This window comes from Pseudomonas sp. GM30, from assembly GCF_000282275.2.
Classification (GTDB): Bacteria; Pseudomonadota; Gammaproteobacteria; order Pseudomonadales; family Pseudomonadaceae; genus Aquipseudomonas.
The window spans coordinates 182,902-203,607 of record NZ_AKJP02000011.1; the positions used below are offsets into that span (position 1 = coordinate 182,902).

16 protein-coding genes are annotated in these 20,706 nt (G+C 60.9%); 5 read left to right on the forward strand and 11 right to left on the reverse strand.

Annotated features, from left to right (window positions below; translation table 11 throughout):
• The first annotated feature begins 25 nt into the window (after positions 1-25).
• Positions 26-886, forward strand: a complete 861-nt coding sequence (locus tag PMI25_RS08555; RefSeq protein WP_169842436.1) for a MurR/RpiR family transcriptional regulator — start codon at positions 26-28, stop codon at positions 884-886.
• Between the two features lie 120 nt (positions 887-1,006).
• Here the strand turns inward: PMI25_RS08555 and PMI25_RS08560 are convergent, their stop codons facing one another.
• The 11 genes from PMI25_RS08560 to edd all read right to left on the reverse strand — a co-directional run bounded on the left by PMI25_RS08560 (position 1,007) and on the right by edd (position 14,917).
• Positions 1,007-1,861, reverse strand: a complete 855-nt coding sequence (locus PMI25_RS08560; RefSeq protein WP_007969321.1) for a D-hexose-6-phosphate mutarotase — start codon at positions 1,859-1,861, stop codon at positions 1,007-1,009.
• Between the two features lie 272 nt (positions 1,862-2,133).
• On the reverse strand, positions 2,134-3,483 hold the full coding sequence (locus tag PMI25_RS08565) for a carbohydrate porin (protein ID WP_007969320.1): 1,350 nt from the start codon (positions 3,481-3,483) through the stop codon (positions 2,134-2,136).
• A gap of 221 nt (positions 3,484-3,704) precedes the next feature.
• Positions 3,705-4,865: an ABC transporter ATP-binding protein gene (locus PMI25_RS08570; RefSeq protein WP_007969318.1), complete on the reverse strand. Its 1,161-nt coding sequence runs from the start codon at positions 4,863-4,865 to the stop codon at positions 3,705-3,707.
• 2 nt (positions 4,866-4,867) lie between these two features.
• Positions 4,868-5,713: a carbohydrate ABC transporter permease gene (locus PMI25_RS08575; protein WP_007969317.1), complete on the reverse strand. Its 846-nt coding sequence runs from the start codon at positions 5,711-5,713 to the stop codon at positions 4,868-4,870.
• Positions 5,706-6,614: a carbohydrate ABC transporter permease gene (locus PMI25_RS08580; RefSeq protein ID WP_003227452.1), complete on the reverse strand. Its 909-nt coding sequence runs from the start codon at positions 6,612-6,614 to the stop codon at positions 5,706-5,708. Before PMI25_RS08580 ends, PMI25_RS08575 begins: the two co-directional genes overlap by 8 nt.
• Positions 6,615-6,845: 231 nt before the next feature.
• On the reverse strand, positions 6,846-8,147 hold the full coding sequence (locus PMI25_RS08585) for an ABC transporter substrate-binding protein (RefSeq protein WP_007969316.1): 1,302 nt from the start codon (positions 8,145-8,147) through the stop codon (positions 6,846-6,848).
• Between the two features lie 118 nt (positions 8,148-8,265).
• Entirely contained in the window at positions 8,266-9,525 is a 1,260-nt protein-coding gene (locus PMI25_RS08590) for a D-mannose isomerase (protein ID WP_007969315.1), read from the reverse strand.
• A gap of 214 nt (positions 9,526-9,739) precedes the next feature.
• Positions 9,740-11,209 (reverse strand): ATP-binding protein, encoded by a 1,470-nt coding sequence (locus tag PMI25_RS08595; protein ID WP_007969314.1) that lies wholly within the window; start codon positions 11,207-11,209, stop codon positions 9,740-9,742.
• A complete protein-coding gene (locus tag PMI25_RS08600) occupies positions 11,199-11,930 on the reverse strand; it encodes a response regulator (RefSeq protein WP_007917879.1) in 732 nt (243 codons plus the stop codon). Before PMI25_RS08600 ends, PMI25_RS08595 begins: the two co-directional genes overlap by 11 nt.
• 198 nt (positions 11,931-12,128) lie before the next feature.
• Entirely contained in the window at positions 12,129-13,094 is a 966-nt protein-coding gene (locus PMI25_RS08605) for a glucokinase (protein ID WP_007969311.1), read from the reverse strand.
• The gene (edd, locus tag PMI25_RS08610) at positions 13,091-14,917 is read right to left on the reverse strand and encodes a phosphogluconate dehydratase (RefSeq protein WP_007969309.1); all 1,827 of its coding nucleotides are present in this window, start codon (positions 14,915-14,917) and stop codon (positions 13,091-13,093) included. The genes PMI25_RS08605 and edd overlap by 4 nt, the downstream gene beginning before the upstream one ends.
• 220 nt (positions 14,918-15,137) lie before the next feature.
• Between edd and gap the strand changes: the two genes are divergently transcribed.
• From gap to PMI25_RS08630, 4 genes are all read left to right on the forward strand, one after another.
• Positions 15,138-16,139 (forward strand): type I glyceraldehyde-3-phosphate dehydrogenase, encoded by a 1,002-nt coding sequence (gap, locus tag PMI25_RS08615; RefSeq protein WP_007969308.1) that lies wholly within the window; start codon positions 15,138-15,140, stop codon positions 16,137-16,139.
• 189 nt (positions 16,140-16,328) lie between these two features.
• Positions 16,329-16,847 (forward strand): RNA polymerase sigma factor, encoded by a 519-nt coding sequence (locus tag PMI25_RS08620; protein WP_007969306.1) that lies wholly within the window; start codon positions 16,329-16,331, stop codon positions 16,845-16,847.
• A 124-nt stretch (positions 16,848-16,971) separates the two neighbouring features.
• Positions 16,972-17,937, forward strand: coding sequence for a FecR family protein (locus PMI25_RS08625; protein ID WP_007969305.1), 966 nt, complete (start codon positions 16,972-16,974; stop codon positions 17,935-17,937).
• A gap of 122 nt (positions 17,938-18,059) precedes the next feature.
• Positions 18,060-20,645, forward strand: coding sequence for a TonB-dependent receptor (locus tag PMI25_RS08630; protein WP_007969304.1), 2,586 nt, complete (start codon positions 18,060-18,062; stop codon positions 20,643-20,645).
• The last annotated feature ends 61 nt before the right edge of the window (positions 20,646-20,706 follow it).

Genomic DNA, 20,706 nt, shown 5'->3' on the forward strand with positions numbered 1-20,706 from the left:
GAATTAGGAATTCCATATGGACCGCGTGCGAAATTTACTGGAACAGATCCAGAGTCGCCTTGAAGAGCTGAACAAGGCCGAACGCAAAGTCGCCGAGGTGATCCTGCTCAACCCACAGCAGGCCACCCGCTTCAGCATCGCCGCCCTCGCCCAGGCAGCATCGGTGAGCGAGCCGACGGTCAACCGTTTCTGCCGTTCGTTCGGTGTCAGCGGCTATCCCGAACTCAAGCTGCAACTGGCACAAAGCCTGGCCAGCGGCGCGGCGTATGTCAGCCGTGCGGTGGAGGCCGATGACAATCCCGAGGCTTACACGCAGAAGATTTTCGGCAGCGCCATCGCTTCGCTGGACAGCGCTTGCCAGGCGCTCGATCCGAACCTGATCAGTCGCGCCGTCGACCTGTTGATTCAGGCCCGGCAGATCCACTTCTTCGGCCTCGGTGCATCAGCGCCCGTGGCTTTGGATGCGCAGCACAAATTCTTCCGTTTCAACCTCGCCGTCACCGCCCACGCAGACGTGCTGATGCAGCGAATGATTGCTTCGGTGGCGCATACGGGTGAGCTGTTCGTGATCATTTCCTACACCGGCCGCACCCGCGAACTGGTGGAAGTGGCGCGCATCGCCCGGGAGAACGGCGCTTCGGTGCTGGGCCTGACCGCCGAAAATTCGCCGCTGGCCAAGGCCAGCACCCTGAGCCTGAACATTCCGCTGCCGGAAGACACCGACATCTATATGCCGATGACTTCGCGGATCATTCAGTTGACGGTGCTGGATGTGTTGGCGACCGGTATGACGCTGCGTCGCGGGGTGGATTTCCAGCCGCATCTGCGCAAGATCAAAGAGAGCTTGAATGCTAGCCGGTATCCGGTGGGTGACGAGTTCAACTGAGCCAGAATCTCGGCTGAATGTTCAACCGTCATCGCGAGCAGACTCACTCCTACAATTCGAAATGCGTTCCCCTGTAGGAGTGAGCCTGCTCGCGATGAGGCCAGCAGACACACCACAGATTTAGGCAGCAGCCCACGCCTGCAAACTCAAATGCGCCTTCTCCCCCGGCGCCAGATGCAGGCTGTCGGTGCCCCCCGCCGCCGCTTCGACACAGACAAACTCGGTCACTTCATCCCAGCTCACGCCCAACAGGGGTCGTGAGCCAGGATGCCAGACCACGGTGTCGCCACTGTCACCGGTATCGATGCACAACTCGCGCTGCCAGGCGTGATCCTTGAGCTGTAATTCGCCGTCGTGCTGGAACACCCGCTGACATCCGCCATCGACGCGCAACTCGCCTTCCTGCTGACAGGACTGGCGGCTCAACTGGTCATAACCCTGCGCGCCTTCGAGGCCAGACAGCGCTATCTCACCAACATCGCCAATACGCCAGTAAGCGTGCAAAGCCTGGCTCAACTGGCACGGCATGTCGTCCTGATGCTCGGTGCTCAGGCGTAATTCCATACGTTCACCGAGGTGCGCGTGCAGGTCGACCTGCCAGTCGCATAGCTGCAATTGCCAATGCAGGCGCACGCCATCTTCGGCACTGCTGCTGTCGAGCAGTTTCCAGTCGAGCAGGCGCGCCCAGCCATGGGATGGCCAGGCGTTTTCGCTCGGATGGCGGCCATACCACGGCCAGCACACCGGCACGCCGCCACGAATGGCGCCAACGTGCGGCCACTTTGCCGCACACCACAACCACGGCTTCTGCCCGCGTGGCTGAAAGTGCAGCAACTGCGCGCCCTGGCGACTGAACACCGCCTGACACAGCGGATGGTCGATCACCAGCACGTCGCGCATCTGATAGCGCTCCCAGGCAAACACCGGTCGCTCGCGCAGGGATTTGAAGAAGCGTTGCAGCGGATGCTCATGCATTGGCCACGGTCCTGAAAATCATGGGGGTACTCAACAATCCACATTGCTCTTGTGGCGAGGGAGCTTGCTCCCGCCGGGCTGCGAAGCGGCCCTGAAACCATTCACTGCGGTGTGTCAGTCAGACTGCATTTGCCGGATTACGACTGCTGCGCAGCCGGGCGGGAGCAAGCTCCCTCGCCACAAAAGCGATCCACTGAACTTCGCAAAAAAAAGCGGACAGCCTTGGCTGTCCGCAAATATGCGCACATGGAGAGGAGCTTATCGCAACAACGTTAGAACGTAGACTGAATTTTCAGGCCAGCGACCAAAGCGTTGTCCACTGCATCCACACCACCCGGGTGCGTGATGTATTGCAGGTTAGGACGCACGGTCAGCCAGTTGGTGACGTGGAAGCCGTAGTTGATTTCGTAGTTGTATTCGGTTTCACGAATCGGCGAGAACACCGGATTGTCGTAATCCGACACACCGTTGGAAGCATTCAGCAGCTCGGCGTTTTTCTTCACGTCATCGTTGACGTGGATACGCGCCGCACCAATGCCGACGTCATCCTTCGGACGTGCGTCGAACGGGCCTTTGTAGACAAACATCACCGACTGGTAGTTGTCGATGAAGTTGGTGTCCTTGTCGTGGAACGTGGCGTTGGCGGCAATGTTCAGACCGCGAGTCGCATCACCGTTGTGGCTGGTGAGTTGCTGCTGCGCGACGAACCAGTAGCCGTGTTTGCTGCTGTGGGTCTTGTACGCGTCGCCAGTGGTCGCCGCGTCGAAACCGTTGACGTCTTCGCGGACATCATTGGCATCCGCCGTGCTCTTGTAGTAACCGATGCGGTATTCGCCCGGCAGGCTGTTGACCTTCGGCGACCAGACCAGTTCGACCGGCAACACAGTACCGGCGGTGCCACTGCCGCTGAGTTTGAAACCGTTGCCGTGTTCCAACTGCGACGGGTTCTGGTTGTACGCACCGATCTGCGCGTAGAGCTCGTCGTTGATGTTGTACTTCACGCGGATCGCGGCCTGGCTGACCGGCCAGTTGTACCAGATGTTGGTCGCCCAGTTACCCACTTGCGAGCCGCAGAACGCCAGGTTCTGGAAGTCGCACGGGAAGGTGTTGAAGTCTTCGCCTTCACCGAAGTAACCGGCCTTGACGTCGAGCTTGTTGTCGAAGAACTGGTGCTGAATCCACAACTGGGTCAGACGCACCATGTGGCCACGACCGTAGACTTCCTGCGACGACGACAGAGTGCCGGCACGCGGATCGCCAACGCGGTCGTTGGAGATGTTCTGGCCGTTACGGTTGGTCAGCTGGATCTTGGCCTGAGTGTTGTCCCAGCCCCAGAGTTTTTGCAGGTCCAGCGCCACGCCCAGACCGAACTGATCGCTGTAGCGACCGGTCTTGTCGTCGTTGTAGCCGCCATGCAGGTTGGCGCCCATTTCCCCAACGTAGTCAGCCTTGATGTCGATACCTTGCTCGATCAGCTTGGTCCGCTCGCCACCCCAGTCACCGGTCATCCATTTCGAGTCGGAGCTGAAGGCATCCGCCGCCATGGCGTTACCGGCCAGCACCAATGCCGCCGCAGCTGACACTTGGCAGATCAACCGGGCATTGACGTGTTTCTTTTTCATCCCTACATCCTCGTCTTTATTGTTATTAACTGTTTTTTTCCAACGCGGTTTACATAAATTGCGCTGGATTACAGGCAATCCAGCGCGTGCTCCTGTTTGGAATCCGATCCCTGTGGGAGCTGGCTTGCCAGCGATGGCATCGACTCAGTTCCACTGTGAACCGAGTTGCCTGCATCGCTGGCAAGCCAGCTCCCACATGACCGCATTCCTGCATTGATTTCTTAGCGGCCTTTGAACTGCGTCACGTTCGCCGACCGTGCTTCGGTCTGCGCCTGGCCCGCAACGCCCAGACGCTCGCCAGTCTTGGCATCGAACAACAACACTTTCGACGGATCGAATTGCAGGGTCAGGGTTTCGCCCACCTGCGGCGCCACGTCCGGCGCCAGACGGCAGCAGACCTTGGTTTCATTGAGGTTGACGAACACCAGGGTGTCCGGACCGGTCGGTTCGGTGACCTGTACTTCGGCCTTGATACTCGGCAGGCCATTGCCCTCGCCGTTCGCCAGAACGATCTGTTCCGGGCGCAGGCCGAGGATCACTTCGCGATCTTCCAGCCCTGCGTCCTGCATGCTCATCGGCAACTCGCAACGTGCCTGACCGCTGTCGAGCAGTGCCAGCAGACGGCCGTCCTTGCGTTGCAGGCGCAGCGGGATGAAGTTCATCGGCGGCGAACCGATGAAGCTCGCCACGAACAGGTTGGCCGGGTCGTTGTAGATCTCTTTCGGCGTACCGAACTGCTGGATGATCCCGTCCTTCATCACCGCCACCTTGTCGCCCAGGGTCATCGCTTCGATCTGGTCGTGGGTCACGTAAACGGTGGTGGTTTTCAGGCGCTGGTGCATCAGTTTCATTTCGGTGCGCATCTCGACGCGCAGCTTGGCGTCGAGGTTGGACAGCGGTTCGTCGAACAGATAGATCTTCGGCCGACGCGCCAACGCACGGCCCATTGCCACGCGTTGTTGCTGACCACCGGAGAGCTGGCCCGGCTTGCGGTTGAGCAGGTGTTCGATCTGCAGCAGCTTGGCCACGCGCGCGACTTCTTCGTCGATCGCCGACTGGCTCATCTTGCGGATCTTCAGACCGAACTCGATGTTCTCGCGCACGCTCATGGTCGGGTACAGCGCGTAGGACTGGAATACCATGGCGATGTCGCGATCCTTGGGACTCATGCCACTGACGTCCTGATCGCCGATCATGATCGCGCCACCGGTGATGGTCTCAAGGCCGGCGATGCAGTTCATCAGGGTCGATTTGCCGCAGCCCGACGGGCCGACCAGGATCAGGAACTCACCGTCCTTGATCGACAGTTCGATGTTCTTCAGGGTGTCCGGCAGGCCGGCACCGTAGGTCTTGTTGACGTTGCGAAGTTCGAGCGTTGCCATGATTACCCCTTGACTGCGCCGGCCGTCAGCCCGCGCACGAAATACTTGCCTGCGACCACATAGACCAGCAGGGTCGGCAGGCCGGCGATCATCGCCGCTGCCATATCAACGTTGTATTCCTTGGCGCCGGTGCTGGTGTTGACCAGGTTGTTCAGCGCCACCGTGATCGGTTGCGAATCACCGCTGGAGAACACCACACCGAACAGGAAGTCGTTCCAGATCTGGGTGAACTGCCAGATCAGGCAGACCATGATGATCGGCGTCGACATCGGCAGGATGATCTGCCGGAAAATCGTGAAGAACCCCGCGCCATCCAGCCGTGCAGCCTTGATCAGCGCATCGGGAATGCTCACGTAGTAGTTACGGAAGAACAGCGTGGTGAACGCCAGACCATAGACCACGTGCACGAACACCAGGCCGGTGGTGGTGCTCGCCAGGCCCATCTTGCCGAGGGTGAACGAAGCCGGCAGCAGCACGGTCTGGAACGGCAGGAAGCAGCCGAACAGCAGCAGGCCGAAGAACAGCTGCGAACCGCGGAAGCGCCAGAACGACAGCACGTAGCCATTCAACGCGCCGATGGCAGTGGAGATGACCACGGCCGGCACGGTGATCTTGATCGAGTTCCAGAAGTAGCCGTCAACCGTGGCCCAGGCCTTGACCCAGCCGATGCCGCTGACCACGGTCGGCCAGCTCAGCAGGTTGCCGGTGCTGATGTCTTCCGGGGTCTTGAAGCTGGTCAGCAACATCACCACCAGCGGGATCAGGTACAGCAGGACCGCGAGGATCAGCACCGCATAGATCGCCACACGACTGAGGCTGAAAGCGGGTTTGGCAGCGAGACTAGTCATGACGCTTGGTCCTCAGCTCGGAGTACAGGTAAGGCACGATGATCGCGAGAATCGCACCGAGCATCAGAATCGCACTGGCCGAGCCCATGCCCATCTGGCCGCGACTGAAAGTGAAGGAGTACATGAACATCGCCGGCAGGTCGGAGGAATAACCCGGGCCACCCGCCGTCATCGCCGCGACCAGGTCGAAGCTCTTGATCGCGATGTGCGCCAGAATCATCACCGCACTGAAGAACACCGGACGCAGGCTGGGCAGCACCACCTTCCAGTAGATGGTCGGCATGCTCGCGCCATCGATCTGCGCGGCACGGATGATCGATTGATCAACGCCACGCAGGCCGGCAAGGAACATCGCCATGATGAAGCCCGAGGCTTGCCACACAGCGGCGATCACCAGGCAGTACACCACGCGATCCGGGTCGATCAGCCAGTCCAGACGGAAGCCTTCCCAGCCCCAGTCACGCAACAATTTGTCCAGGCCCATGCCCGGGTTGAGCAGCCATTTCCACGCGGTACCGGTGACGATCATCGAGAGCGCCATCGGGTACAGGTAAATGGTGCGGATAAAGCCTTCGCGACGGATGCGCTGGTCGAGGAACACCGCCAGCAACACGCCGATCACCAACGTGATGCCGATGAACATGCCACCGAACACCGCGAGGTTCTTGCTCGCCACCCACCAGCGATCGTTGTCGAACAGCCGGGCGTATTGCGCCAGACCGGCCCACTTGTAGTTGGGCAGGAACGTCGAGGTGGTGAACGACAGCACGAACGTCCACAGGATGTAGCCATAGAAGCCCACCAGCACGATGAACATGCTCGGCGCCAGCACCAGTTTCGGTAGCCAGCGCTGCAGTGCATCGAACGGCGAGGCTTTGCTGAACACAGCAACAGAACTCATGGGGAAATCCAGTACAGGGAATAAAAACTACAGTGAGATCCCTTGTGGGAGCGAGCTCTGTGGCGAGGGGATTTATCCCCGATCGGCTGCGAAGCAGTCGCAAAAGCTTTGCACGCGGTCTTTCTGTTACTCCACCGCTGCAACTTTCTGGGGCCGCTGCGCGACCCATCGGGGATAAATCCCCTCACCACAAAGCCCGCTTCCACAAAGAAGGGCCTGCGCTACTGACGGTTATTTGGCCGACTGAACCGCCGCGCCGAGTTTCTTGGCCGCATCGGCCGGGTCGGCTTTCGGGTCGTTGATGTAGTTGGTCACGACATCAAAGAACGCGCCCTGCACCGCCAGCGTGGTTGCCATGTTGTGCGCCATGCTCGGCTGCAGGCCACCGGACTTGGCGTCTGCCAGGAAGTCCTTGGCGGCGGTCTGCGCGCAGGAGTCGAAACCGAGTTTGTCCATGTTGTTCAACATGTCGTTACGAACCGGGATCGAGCCCTTGTTGATGCTGAAGACTTTCTGGAAGTTTTCACCCAGCACGACTTTGGCGATGTCCTGCTGGCCGGCAGCAGTGCCTTTGTCTTTCTGCTTGAACACCGCCAGGGAGTCGATGTTGTAGGTGAACGCCTTGTCGGTGCCCGGGAACGCTACGCACTCGTAATCCTTGCCGGCGACTTTCTTGGCGGCGGTCCATTCGGACTTGGCCCAGTCACCCATGATCTGCATGCCGGCCTTGCCGTTGATGACCTTGGCCGCTTCCAGGTTCCAGTCCTGACCCTTGCCGTCGGCGTCCATGTAGGTCGCGACTTTCTTCAGCTCGGTCAGCGCCTTGACCATTTCCGGGCCGGTCAGCGCCTTGTTGTCCAGATCGACCAGGGCTTTCTTGTAACCATCAACACCCATGACCGAGAGCACCACGGCCTCGAACACGGTGCTGTCCTGCCAAGGCTGACCGCCATGAGCCAGCGGGATGAAGCCCGCCGCCTTGAGCTTGTCGCCAGCGGCGTAGAATTCTTCGAGGGTGGTCGGGTTCTTGGTGATACCGGCCTTTTTGAAGACTTCCGGGTTGATCCACAGCCAGTTCACCCGGTGAATGTTCACCGGTACGGCCACGTAATCACCGTCGTACTTCACGGTATCGGAGACTTTCTTGTCGAGCAGGCTGTCCCACTTCTCTTCTTTGGCCACGTCTTTCAGGACGTCGGTGTCGAGCAGACCGGTGGAAGCCCATTCCTGAATGTCCGGGCCTTTGATCTGGGCGACGCCCGGTGGGTTGCCGGCCACGGCGCGGCTTTTCAGCACGGTCATGGCCGTGGCACCGCCACCGCCGGCGACAGCGCCGTCTTTCCAGGTGAAACCGTCTTTTTCAACTTGCGCCTTGAGCACATCAACGGCGGCTTTTTCGCCACCGGACGTCCACCAGTGCACGACTTCGACCGAACCTTTGGATTCGGCAGCGGAAACACTGAGAGGCAGAATTGCGAGCGGGAACAGGGAGGCGACAGAAATGACAGTAGCGAGGCGAGAAATCGCATTCATCTGAGATGTACCTTTCTTGTTGTTATGCATGCAAGTCTGGTGCTTGCGCTGCACAGGAGTTTAAACAGGGCGATTCCCTTCGCAGGTAACGAAGGGACGCGCAAATGTCACCACATGGTTACACAGGAACGGGCCGGGATAATTGCGCCAGAGCCGTCGCCATACTGGGTGACAAGGGTAGACGAGGAATCAGCACCGCCTGCCAGGCGTGATACAGATCGGGTTTGCCCGACCAGATATCGGCGCTCGGACGGTTTTGCGGATCGAGTTCGTGATGCCAGCTGCCGTCACAGCGATCGATGAAATGGCCTTCACAGAATTCCCAGAACCGCCGGTACCAGGTTTCGTATTGCGCATCACCGATGCGTTTGAGCAAGGCGCTGGCCGCGGCGCTGGCCTCGGCATGGGTCCAGTGCAAACGGTGACGCACCACGGCTTTGTTGTCCCAGTCGAGGGTGTAGACGATCCCCGGGGCGCCATCGATGTTCCAGCCGTTGCGGCAGTTCTGCTCGAAGAGTTTTTGCGCGTCGGTCGCCAGCCAGCCGGGCGTGAGCATCCCGGCCTGGACCCGCGCCGCTTCCAGATGCAACAGCAGCCGCGCCCACTCGAAACCGTGGCCCGGGGTGGTGCCGTAGGGGCGGAAGCCGTCGGCGGGATTGTCGTGGTTGTACTCGCGCAGCGGTTGCCAGTCGCGGTCGAAGTGCTCAATCACCATGTAGCCATTGGCGGCGGCGTGACCGTGGATCACCCGCTCGACGATGCGTTGTGCGCGCACCAGCCAGCGCGGATCTTCAGTGACATCGGCCAGCGCGAGGAATGCTTCGGTAGCGTGCATGTTGCTGTTGGCGCCGCGATAGGCTTCTTCTTCGCGCCAGTCGCGATTGAAGAATTCGCGCATGGCGCCCTCTTCTTCGCTCCAGAAATAGGTGTCGATGATGTCGATCGCATCATCCAGCAGCGCCTGGGCGCCGGGACGTTGCGCGACCACCGCCGAGCTGGCCGCGAGCGCGACGAAGGCATGCAGATAGGCGTTCTTGCCGGTGTTGCCGTCGCGATGTTCGGCGACCGCAAACCAGCCGCCGTGCAGCGCATCACGCAGCGGCCCGCGCAAGGCTGCGATGCCGTGATCGACCAGCTCCGCGAACCCTGGCAGCCCCTGAATGTGAGCCATGGCGAAACTGTGGGTCATGCGTGCGGTGTTCATGGTTTCGGCTTGCGCGTGCGCCGGCAGGCGGCCGCGCTCGTCGAGGTTGCCGAAACCTTCAGGAAGCTTTGCAGCCTTGGCGAATGCCAGCAGGCGCAGACCTTCGTCGGCGAGCCATTGCTGGTGGGCAGGGGCGTTCAGCCAACTGCTGAAGCCTGGGTGAAAGGTATCCATGAGTGGCCCTTTTTTGTTGTTATGACTGCGGGCAGTCTAAACAACGGGCCGGGGTGGGCTTGTAACGAAGGGGGCGGGTTTTGTCACCAAGCCGTGACATTCACATATTACTTGTGGCGAGGGAGCTTGCTCCCGCTGTGACGCGAAGCGGCACCCAAAAGACGGCCTGCTGCGCAGTCCAGCGGGAGCAAGCTCCCTCGCCACAGGGGCGGTATCAGTCAACACTGCGCGGTAACTGCAGGGTCACCCGCAACCCGCCCTCACGCAAATTCTGCAACGTCACTTCACCGCCATGGCTGTGAGCAATGTTGCGCGCAATGCCCAGACCGAGGCCATATCCCTGCTGCTGCCCGGCCAGCCGAAAGTGCGGCTCGAACACCTGCTCCAGCCGCTGTTCCGGCACCCCCGGGCCTTCGTCGTCAACGTGCAGCACGAAGGCGCTTTCATCGTCGTCGATGTGCAGATGCGCGTTCTGCCCGTATTTCAGCGCATTGTCGATCAGATTGCCGATGCAGCGCTTGAGCGCCAAAGGCTTGCCCGGATAGGTCGCCAGCGCCCGCCCGTGCTGAGTCACGCGGCCGTTGCCGTTGGGCGCCAGGTACGGCTCCACCAGACAGTCGAGCACATGATTGAGATCCACCGGCTCGATGTTCTCGTGGATGTCGGTGTCTTTCACGCATTGCAGCGCGCCTTTGACCAGCAACTCCAACTCATCCAGATCGCGGCCGAACTTGGCTTGCAGCTTCTCGTCTTCGAGCAGTTCGACGCGCAAGCGCAGACGGGTGATCGGCGTGCGCAGGTCATGGGAAATCGCGCTGAACAACTGGCTGCGTTCGGTCAGGTAACGGCTGATGCGTTCGCGCATGGTGTTGAATGCACGGCCCACTTCCACCACTTCGCTGCCGCCGCCCTCGGCCACCGGCTCGACATCGGCGCCCAGCGACAGGTCCCGCGCCGCCCGCGCCAGACGCTTGAGCGGCCGGCTCTGCCAGTGCACCAGCAAGCCGATGAACAACAGCAAAAAGCCGCTGGTGAGGACGATGAACCACACCTGCTGCGCCGGCAGGCCCTGCTCTTCAAGACTGGTGTAAGGCTCGGGCAGCAGCGACGCGATGTACAGCCATTCGCCAGGGGCCATTTGAATCTGCGTCACCAGCACCGGCGGGTTCACCGGTTCCAGAGTCAGCGCGTAGTGCGCCCACGAGCGCGGCAGTTCATCGAGTTTCAGCCCGGCATTGAAGATTCGCAGATCCTCGGGGCTGACGAAGGTCACCGAGATATCGGTATCGTGGCCCAGCGACTGACGCAGTACTTCGTCCACCGCCTGAATCACCGCAGCTTTGCGCGGGGTGATCGGCAGCACGTCCATACCCAGCGGTTTGTCGTTGAGCGTCACCACGAAACGGGTGCCGCCCATGCTGCGCAACTGGTCGAGCACCAGCGGGCGGTACGCCACCGGCAACGAGCGGAAATAGCTGACGCTGGCGGTCATCGAATGGGCAAGGCTGCGGGCGCTGGTGACCAGGCCTTCGAGCTGGGTCGCGCGCAATTGCGAAACCCAGATCACGCTCGACAAGGTCTGTGCGAACAGCACCGCGAGCAACGTCAGCAGCAGCATCCGCCCGAGCAGCGAACGCGGCACCGGTACTTTGCTGGCAAGCCCGCGCAGCGACTCAGTGAGCATTGCCGGCAACCACATTGGCTGCCAGTTGGTAGCCGCTGCCGCGTACGGTGCGGATCAGGCGCGGCGGTTTTTCTGTATCGCGCAGGCGCTGGCGCAAGCGGCTGACAGCCATGTCGACAATCCGGTCGAGCGGCATCAGGTCACGGCCTCGTGTGGCGTTGCCGATGGTGTCGCGGTCGAGAATTTCCTGCGGATGATCGAGAAACAACTTCAGCAAGGCGAAGTCGGCGCCGGAGAGAATCACCTCTTCGCCGTCGGTGTGGAACAGCCGATGGCTGACCATGTCCAGCCGCCACTCGTCGAAGGCCAGCACGTCGCTGCCACTGCGTTCCTGGCCGAACTGCGCACGGCGCAGCAGCGCCTTGATTCGGGCTTGCAGTTCGCGGGGGCTGAAAGGTTTGCCGAGGTAATCGTCAGCGCCGAGTTCCAGCCCGATCACCCGGTCGGCCTCGTCGGAACTGGCGGTGAGCATGATGATCGGCACCTGCGCCTGACGCGGATGCTGACGCACCCAGCGGCACAGGCTGAAACCGTCTTCATCGGGCAGCATCACATCGAGGATCACCAGATCGCTCGGCGCCTCGTTGAGGGCTTGGCGGAAACTGGCGCCATCGGCGGTGGCCCGCACCTGAAACCCGGCGCGGGTCAGGTAGGTTTCCAGCAACTCGCGTATTTCCTGGTCGTCATCGACCAACAATATCGACTTGTTGACTGAGCTCACTTCGAAGGCATCCTTGTTGTTGGAATTGGGGCGGATTATGCCTGAGCAAAAACAGATGGCGTACGAGCTTTTGTGGCGAGGGAGCTTGCTCCCGCTGGGCTGCGCAGCTGCCCCAATGTTCTTTCGGTGACATCGAGCTTGCCGAAGTTACGACTGCTGCGCAGCCGAGCGGGAGCAAGCTCCCTCGCCACAGGGTACTTATTTCACAACAAGAGTGGATTGCTCCAGGGCCACACCGGCACCCACCAGCCCGGAATACGGCGCTGTCACCAGCCACACCGGAATGCCCTTGAAGTAATCGCTCATGCAGCCCTTGTCGGCAAAGCTGCGGGCGAAGCCGCTTTCGACGAAGAAATCGGCAAAGCGCGGAATCACCCCGCCAACGATGTACACGCCGCCACGACCACCGGTGGTCAGCACGTTATTGCCTGCCACGCGACCGAGCCAGCAGCAGAACTGCTCCAGCACTTCCAGGGCAATCGGGTCACCGGCCAGACCGGCGGCGGTGATTGCTTCCGGTGTATCAAGCCTCGGTTCATGTCCGTCCACTGCGCAGATCGCCCGATAAACTCGCGGTAAACCGCCACCGCTCAGCGCAGTTTCCGCACTGACGTGGCCGATTTCGTTGTGGATGTGCTGCCACAGTTGGGTTTCACGTGGGCTGCTCAGCGGCAGATCAACGTGACCGCCCTCCCCCGGCAACGCGGCAAACCGCCCCTCGCCCAGATCGAGCAAGGTGCCGACGCCCAAGCCAGTGCCCGGGCCGATCACCACCGCCGGGCGCAACGGCTCCGGCGTGCCTTCGCAGACCACGCGGAATTCACCGGGCTGCAAGCGGGTCATGCCCAGCGCCATCGCCGAGAAATCGTTGATCAGCAGCAGTTGCTCGACCTGCAAGGTCTGGCAGAACGCCGTACGGCTCAGGCGCCAGTGATTGTTGGTGAACTTGAATTCATCACCACTCACCGGCCCCGCCACCGACAGGCACACTGAACCGATCGAACCCGGCGCCAGACCGAGGCCGCTCAGGTACAGGCTGATCGCCTGTTCCGGGCTGGCGTGGTCGGCTGTCGCGAGCACCTGAACCGATTCCAGTTGCTGGTTTTTCCACAACGCGAACCGCGCGTTGGTGCCTCCGATATCACCGACCAAAGCCAGTTTCAATTAAGCGTCTCCAGGGCAGAAGTGAAGGCGCTGGCGCCCTGCTCCGCCGAGCTGAAGGCCAAACGCATGAAGCCAAACAGTTCGCGGCCGCTGCCGATGTTGTTGCCCAACAGGCCTTTGGCGGGTTCGCGCGCTGCAAATTCGGCGGCGTCGACCTTGAGTTCCAAAGTGCCTTTGACGCCATCGACGCGGATGATATCGCCCTCTTGCACCCGCGCCAAAGCACCACCGACATAAGCTTCGGGGCTGACGTGGATTGCCGCCGGGATTTTCCCCGACGCGCCGGACATGCGCCCGTCAGTGACCAGCGCGACTTTGAAGCCGCGATCCTGCAGCACGCCGAGGAACGGCGTCATCTTGTGCAGCTCGGGCATGCCGTTGGAGCGCGGGCCCTGGAAGCGCATCACCGCGACAAAATCCTTCTCCAGCAAACCGGCCTTGAACGCATCGGCCAGGTCCTGCTGATCCTGGAACACCATCGCCGGTGCTTCGACGATCTGGTTTTCCAAGGCCACGGCGGAGACCTTCATCACCCCGCGACCAAGGTTGCCTTCCATCACCCGCAAGCCACCCTCGGCGGAGAACGCGCGCGCCACCGGGCGCAGGATGTTTTCGTCGAGGCTGTCGGTCGGGCCTTCGCGCCACACCAGCTCACCGTTATCGAGGAACGGCTCTTGGGTGTAACGGCTCAAGCCATGGCCGAGCACGGTGTTGACGTCTTCGTGGAGCAAGCCGGCTTCGAGCAGTTCGCGGATCAGGAACGACATACCGCCAGCAGCCTGGAAGTGGTTGATGTCGGCTTTACCGTTCGGGTAGACGTGGCTCAGGGTCGGCACGACTTCAGAGAGGTCGGCCATGTCCTGCCAGGTCAGCTGGATGCCAGCGGCCATAGCGATCGCCGGCATGTGCAGGGTGTGGTTGGTCGAGCCGCCGGTGGCGTGCAGCGCGACGATCGAGTTGACCAGCGCCTTCTCGTCGACGATTTCGCCGATCGGCATGAAGTTGCCGTTCTGCTTGGTCAGACGCGTGACCTGATGCGCGGCTTCGCGGGTCAGGGCATCACGCAGCGGGGTGTTCGGGTTGACGAAAGACGCGCCCGGCAAGTGCAGGCCCATGACTTCCATCAGCAACTGGTTGGTGTTGGCGGTGCCATAGAAGGTGCAGGTGCCCGGGCTGTGGTAGGACTTCATCTCCGATTCCAGCAGCTCTTCGCGGGTCGCCTTGCCTTCGGCGTACTTCTGCCGCACGTCGGCTTTTTCCTTGTTGGAAATCCCCGAAACCATCGGCCCGCCCGGGACGAAGATCGTCGGCAGATGGCCGAAGCGCAGCGAGCCCATCATCAGGCCCGGCACGATCTTGTCGCAGATGCCGAGCATCAGCGCGCCGTCGAACATGTTGTGCGACAGCGCCACGGCCGTGGACATGGCGATCACTTCGCGGCTCGGCAGGCTCAGTTCCATGCCCGGCTCGCCCTGGGTCACGCCATCGCACATCGCCGGCGTACCGCCGGCAAACTGGCCGACCGAGCCGATTTCGCGCAGGGCGTTCTTGATCTGCTGGGGAAACACTTCGTACGGCTGGTGCGCCGAGAGCATGTCGTTATACGAAGAAACAATGGCGATGTTCGCCGAGTTCATCATCCGCAAGCTGTGCTTGTCTTCGCTGCCACACCCGGCCACGCCGTGGGCGAAGTTGGCGCATTGCAGCTTGCCGCGCATCGGCCCGTCGGTGGCGGCGCCGCGAATCAGTGCAAGGTAAGCCTGACGCGTGGCGCGGCTGCGGGCGATAAGCCGTTCGGTGACCTCAAGAACGCGGGGATGCATGTGTAGAACTCCAGGCTAACGGATGTGGCGACCTGATTGTCTATGCTGATCAAACGCCGTTGTTGTTGGAATGACAGACGGCTTTTTTGACCATTCGGACCAGTTGATTCAGGTCACTCGTTGTAGATAAAACAAAATATTGCCACTAAAAAGGCTTGTTTTCTATTTTTATGCGAATAATCTTGTAATTCCAACAACAAAACGACGGCGGCGCTGTTCAATGACTCTTCGAATCGCAATCAATGGTTTTGGCCGCATCGGCCGTAATGTCCTGCGCGCACTGTATACCCAAGGCTATCGACAGGATTTGCAGATCGTCGCCATCAACGATCTGGGCGACAGCGCCATCAACGCCCACCTGCTCAAATACGACACCGTTCACGGCACATTCGACGCCGAAGTGGCCCATGACAATGAGAGCCTGACGGTCAATGGCGACCGTATTTCTGTCAGCGCGATTCGCAACCCGGCCGACCTGCCATGGGCGGCGGAAAAGATCGACGTGGTGTTCGAGTGCACCGGTCTGTTCACCGACCGCGCCAAAGCGGCCGCGCATCTTACTGCCGGCGCGCGTAAAGTCATCATCTCGGCCCCGGCCAAAGGTGCGGACGCTACCGTGGTTTATGGTGTGAACCACGACATTCTGCGCCAGTCGCACCAGATCATCTCCAACGCGTCGTGCACCACCAACTGCCTGGCGCCAGTGGCGCAAGTGCTGCACCGGGAACTGGGGATCGAAAGCGGTCTGATGACCACCATTCACGCCTACACCAACGACCAGAACCTCACCGACGTCTATCACACCGACCCGTACCGTGCGCGTTCAGCCACGCAGAACATGATCCCGAGCAAGACCGGCGCCGCCGAAGCGGTGGGCCTGGTGCTGCCGGAACTGGCGGGCAAACTGACCGGCATGGCCGTGCGGGTGCCGGTGATCAACGTGTCGCTGGTGGACCTGACCGTGCAGTTGAAGAAGGAAGCCACGGCCGACGAGGTCAACGCGCTGATGAAAGCCGCCAGCCAGCATTCGAAAATTTTGGGTTACAACACGTTGCCGCTGGTTTCCAGCGACTTCAACCACAACCCACTGTCGTCGATCTTCGACGCCAACCACACCAAAGCCAGCGGCAAACTGCTGAAGGTGCTGGCGTGGTATGACAACGAATGGGGTTTCTCCAACCGCATGCTGGATAACTGCCTGGCGCTGTGCAACGCCGAATAATTCCCTGTCCTTGTGGGAGCGAGCTTGCTCGCGAAAGCGGTGGGTCAGTCGCTAGTTGAATTGCCTGACACTACGCCTTCGCGAGCAAGCTCGCTCCCACAAGGTTTTTTGCTGTATTCAAAATCAAGGCTTGACCAGTCGACTAGATGATAAGCATTATCATTCGCTCGAAATGGATCAGGTTTCCCCGTGAGTCAATCGCGCTTCAATCATGTCTTCCTCTCTCAGCGCACGTCCCTGCTGCGCACGATCGAGCGGATGGTCAACAACCACAGCACCGCCGAAGACCTGTTGCAGGAGACCTACCTGCGCGTCACGCGGGCGCTGAGCGAGCGCGCCATCGATCACCTTGAACCCTTCGTCTTTCAGACTGCGCGCAATCTGGCGTTGGATCACCTGCGTGCGCGCAAGATCCATTCACGGACCATGGTCGATGACGTGCCGCAGGATGTGGTGCACAGCGTCGCCGCCCCCGCCAGCAGCGCCGAAGACGCCGCCCATGCCGAACAAATGCTGGAGCGCCTGAACGTGAGCCTCAGTCAACTCAGCCCCCGCCAGCAGCAGATTTTCATTCTCAGCCGCCTGCACGGGCACAGCTATCAGGAAATCGCCGACGAGCTGAACGTCTCGTTGAGCACCGTGCAGAAGGAACTCAAGCTGATCATGTCGATCTGCATCGGTATCGCCGAGCGTCTGAATGGCGACTGAGGCCACAGGCGTTTGCTGTCATCCACAGGATCGCCTGCACTGATCATCGGGCTTTGCTACCCTTGCCCGATTTTTACGCTTCACTAAAAAAACAGCCGTGCACAGACACTGCCGAGGACACACCGTGACGCACACCCACCGCTCGCCTTCGCCCGACACGGCGCAGGACGCTGCAAGCGCAATGGACCAGGCTCTGGACTGGCTCATCGTGCTCGGCAGTGCGGACGACGAGCAGACCCGGCAGTTTCATGCCTGGCTGGCGGCCGATCCGTTGAATGCCGAGGCGTTCGCCAAGGCGCAGGCGATCTGGGACGGGCCGCAAGTGGTGCTGTGCGCGCAGAGCCTCGCGGCGAAGCCTGCGAAAGTCACCTGGCTCAAACGTCTGCGCCCGCACTGGAAACCCCTGGCGACCGCCGCCGTATTGATCCTCGGCCTGTTCAGTTTCAGCAACCTGCCGATGCGCCTGCAGGCCGATCACCTGACCGTGGTCGGCGAGCGCCAGCGCCTGCAACTGGAGGACGGCTCCAGGGTGTTGCTCAACACCAACTCGGCGTTCTCCAGCACCATCAACGAGCGCCAGCGCGTGGCGCGGCTGTATCAGGGCGAAGCGTTTTTCGAGGTTGCCGCCAATCGTGGTCAACCGCTGGAAATCGATGCCGGCCCGGTGCAGGCCAGCGTGCGCGACACCGCGTTCGCCGTGCGTTATCTGGACGGCGTCGCGCAGGTCAATGTGCAGCGCGGTGATGTCGATTTGCGCGCCACGCACAACGACGCGCGGGTGCGCTTGTCCGCCGGAGAAAGCATTCGCATCGGTCCCAATGGTTTCGATCATCCGGCCAAACTGGATACCGCCACCGATCTTGCCTGGGTCCAGGGCCGGTTGATTTTCGAGAACTGTCCGCTCGACAAGGTGCTGGCCGAACTGCGCCGCTACTACCCGGGCTGGATCATCAACACCAACGAGCAGTTGGCCGACGTCAACGTCACCGGCAATTACCGTCTCGATCAGCCGCTGGACGTCGTGCGCTCTCTCGCTCATATCACCTCGGCGCGCCTGCAGGAATTCCCCGCGCTGGTGATTTTGAACTAAATGAGAATTATTTTTACTCGATAGCCGAATCCCGTTCGTCTCGTTATAGCCAATGCAATTGATTCGCATCTTCTGACGCGAATCAGCACCTATAAAGATTCGTGCGACACGGAGCGCTATCGATGTCCTCTCGCCTTACCCGCCAGACTGCTACCCCTTCCCGCGTATTGTCGTTGCTGACGGCCGCCATCCTCATGGCCGGCACCGCACCGCTGATGGCTGCCACCGAACAACCGGCGCGCAACATGGGTGATTATTCGTTTTCGATCGGCCAGCAACCGCTGGTGTCGGCGCTCAATGCCTTCACCAGCGTGACCGGCTGGCAGGTCGGCTTGCCGGCAGAACTGGGTCAGGGTGTTTCGTCGCCGGGCGTGCGCGGTTCGCTGCCGCCGGAAAAAGCCCTGGAGCGCCTGTTGGTGGGGACCAACCTGAGCTTCCGCAAGCTGAGTAACAACAACGTGGTGCTGGAGAAGCGCAATAACAGCGGCACGCTCAATCTGGATCAGGTGACCATCAGCGCCACCCGCCAGGAACAATCGGTCAACAGCGTGCCGGCCACCGTCACCGTGCAGACCCGCCAGGACCTCGACCGCAACAACGTCAACACCATCAAGGATCTGGTGCGCTACGAGCCGGGCGTGTCCGTTGGCGGTGCCGGCCAGCGTGGCGGTATCAGCGGCTACAACATTCGCGGCATCGACGGCGACCGCATCCTGACGCAGGTCGACGGCGTCGAAGTGCCGGACGGGTTCTTCAACGGCCCGTATGCCAAGACCCAACGCAATTACGTCGACCCGGAAATCGTCAAACGCGTGGAAATCCTCCGTGGCCCGGCCTCGGTGCTGTACGGCAGCAACGCCATCGGCGGCGCCGTCAGTTACTACACCCTCGATCCGGACGACATCATCAAGCCCGGCAAAGATGTCGGCGCCCGCCTGAAAACCGGTTACAGCTCCGCCGATGAGAGCTGGCTGAAATCCGCCACCGTCGCCGGCCGTGCCGAGCAGTTCGACGGCTTGCTGCACTTCAGCCAGCGCGACGGTCACGAAACCGACTCCTACGGCAGCAACAACGGCACCGGCCTCGCCCGCACCGCCGCTAACCCGGAAGACGTCAAAGCCACCAACGTATTGGCGAAAATTGGCTGGAACTACAACGAAGATTCGCGTCTCGGCCTGACCTACGAAAAGTACAAGGACGATCGCGACACCGATCAGAAAAGTGCTTACGGCGGCCCGTACTTCAATGGCGCGCCGACCATCCCCAACAGCATGCTGCCCGGCGGCATGTACCAGTGGCGCACCGGCAATGACACCATCACCCGCGAGCGTTTCGGCCTGGAGCACAGCTTTGCCCTCGACAGCCTGCTGGCGGATAACGTGAAGTGGAGCCTCAACCATCAGGTCGCCAAGACTGACCAGAGCACCGAAGAGTTCTACTACCCGATGACCCGAAAAGTGCTGCGTACCCGCGACACCATCTACGAGGAAAAACAGTGGGTATTCGATGCGCAACTGGACAAGGCCTTCGCCATCGGTGACACCGACCACGTGCTGACCTACGGCACCACGATCAAGCAGCAGAAAGTCACCGGTTCGCGCAGCGGCGACGGCAAGTGCCTGGCGGTCGGCCGTGGCTGCACCGCCATCGGCGCCACCAGCGCGGCGGATGTGCTGAAAAAATCCAGCGACTTCCCGGACCCGACCATCAACACCTACAGCCTGTTTGCCCAGGATCAGATCAGCTGGAACAAGTGGACCTTCCTGCCGGGCCTGCGCTACGACTACACCCAGCTCAAGCCGCACATCACCCAGGAATTCCTCAACACCGTGGCCGCCGATGGCAACGGCACCGTCAGCGACGAGAACAAGACCTGGCACAAAGTTTCGCCCAAATTCGGCCTGACCTACGCCCTGACCGATAACTACACCTGGTACGGCCAGTACGCCGAAGGTTTCCGCACGCCGACCGCGAAAGCGTTGTACGGGCGTTTCGAAAACAGCACCACCGGCTACAACGTGGCGCCGAACCCGAACCTGGAACCGGAGAAAAGCAAAAGCTATGAAACCGGCCTGCGTGGCAACTTCGAGCAAGGCTCGTTCGATGTGGCGGTGTTCTATAACAAGTACCGCGATTTCATCAACGAAGACGCGGTCACTCCCGGCTACGACGAGCTGACCTTCCAGTCGAGCAACATCAAGCACGCGACCATCAAGGGCGCCGAAGTCAAAGGTCGTCTGAACCTCGATGCGTTCGGCGCGCCGCAAGGCCTCTACACACAAGGCTCGATCGCTTACGCCTACGGTCGCAACAACGACAACGGCGAACCGCTCAACAGCGTCAACCCGCTGACCGGCGTGTTCGGCCTGGGTTACGACCAGGACAACTACGGCGGCCTGCTGAGCTGGACCGTGGTGAAGAAAAAAGATCGCGTCGACGACAGCAACTTCAAGTCGCCGGATGGCGTCAGCAGCCAGTTCAAGACCCCAGGCTTCGGCATTCTCGATCTGGCCGGCTATTACAAGGTCACCGACGACGTCACCGTCAGCGGCGGCATCTACAACCTGACCGACAAGAAGTACTGGCTGTGGGATGACGTGCGCGGTTACGACAGCGTCGGCGAAGCTTCGGTGACACAACCGGCCAACCTCGATCGCCTGACCCAGCCGGGCCGCAACTTCGCGATCAACCTGATCTGGGACATCTGACCCGGGCCGACCTCACTGCGCATGCAAGCATATTGCGCAGTGAGGTTTTTTTACGCTCGCA

Bases quoted from the DNA above. Each gene is read 5' to 3' on its own strand.
- PMI25_RS08565 (WP_007969320.1), bottom strand. From the start codon at position 3,483: ATGAAAAAGAAACACGTCAATGCCCGGTTGATCTGCCAAGTGTCAGCT.
- PMI25_RS08585 (WP_007969316.1), bottom strand. From the start codon at position 8,147: ATGAATGCGATTTCTCGCCTCGCTACTGTCATTTCTGTCGCCTCCCTG.
- PMI25_RS08570 (WP_007969318.1), bottom strand. From the start codon at position 4,865: ATGGCAACGCTCGAACTTCGCAACGTCAACAAGACCTACGGTGCCGGC.
- PMI25_RS08575 (WP_007969317.1), bottom strand. From the start codon at position 5,713: ATGACTAGTCTCGCTGCCAAACCCGCTTTCAGCCTCAGTCGTGTGGCG.
- PMI25_RS08580 (WP_003227452.1), bottom strand. From the start codon at position 6,614: ATGAGTTCTGTTGCTGTGTTCAGCAAAGCCTCGCCGTTCGATGCACTG.
- PMI25_RS08590 (WP_007969315.1), bottom strand. From the start codon at position 9,525: ATGGATACCTTTCACCCAGGCTTCAGCAGTTGGCTGAACGCCCCTGCC.
- gap (WP_007969308.1), top strand. From the start codon at position 15,138: ATGACTCTTCGAATCGCAATCAATGGTTTTGGCCGCATCGGCCGTAAT.
- PMI25_RS08630 (WP_007969304.1), top strand. From the start codon at position 18,060: ATGTCCTCTCGCCTTACCCGCCAGACTGCTACCCCTTCCCGCGTATTG.
- PMI25_RS08595 (WP_007969314.1), bottom strand. From the start codon at position 11,209: ATGCTCACTGAGTCGCTGCGCGGGCTTGCCAGCAAAGTACCGGTGCCG.
- PMI25_RS08560 (WP_007969321.1), bottom strand. From the start codon at position 1,861: ATGCATGAGCATCCGCTGCAACGCTTCTTCAAATCCCTGCGCGAGCGA.
- edd (WP_007969309.1), bottom strand. From the start codon at position 14,917: ATGCATCCCCGCGTTCTTGAGGTCACCGAACGGCTTATCGCCCGCAGC.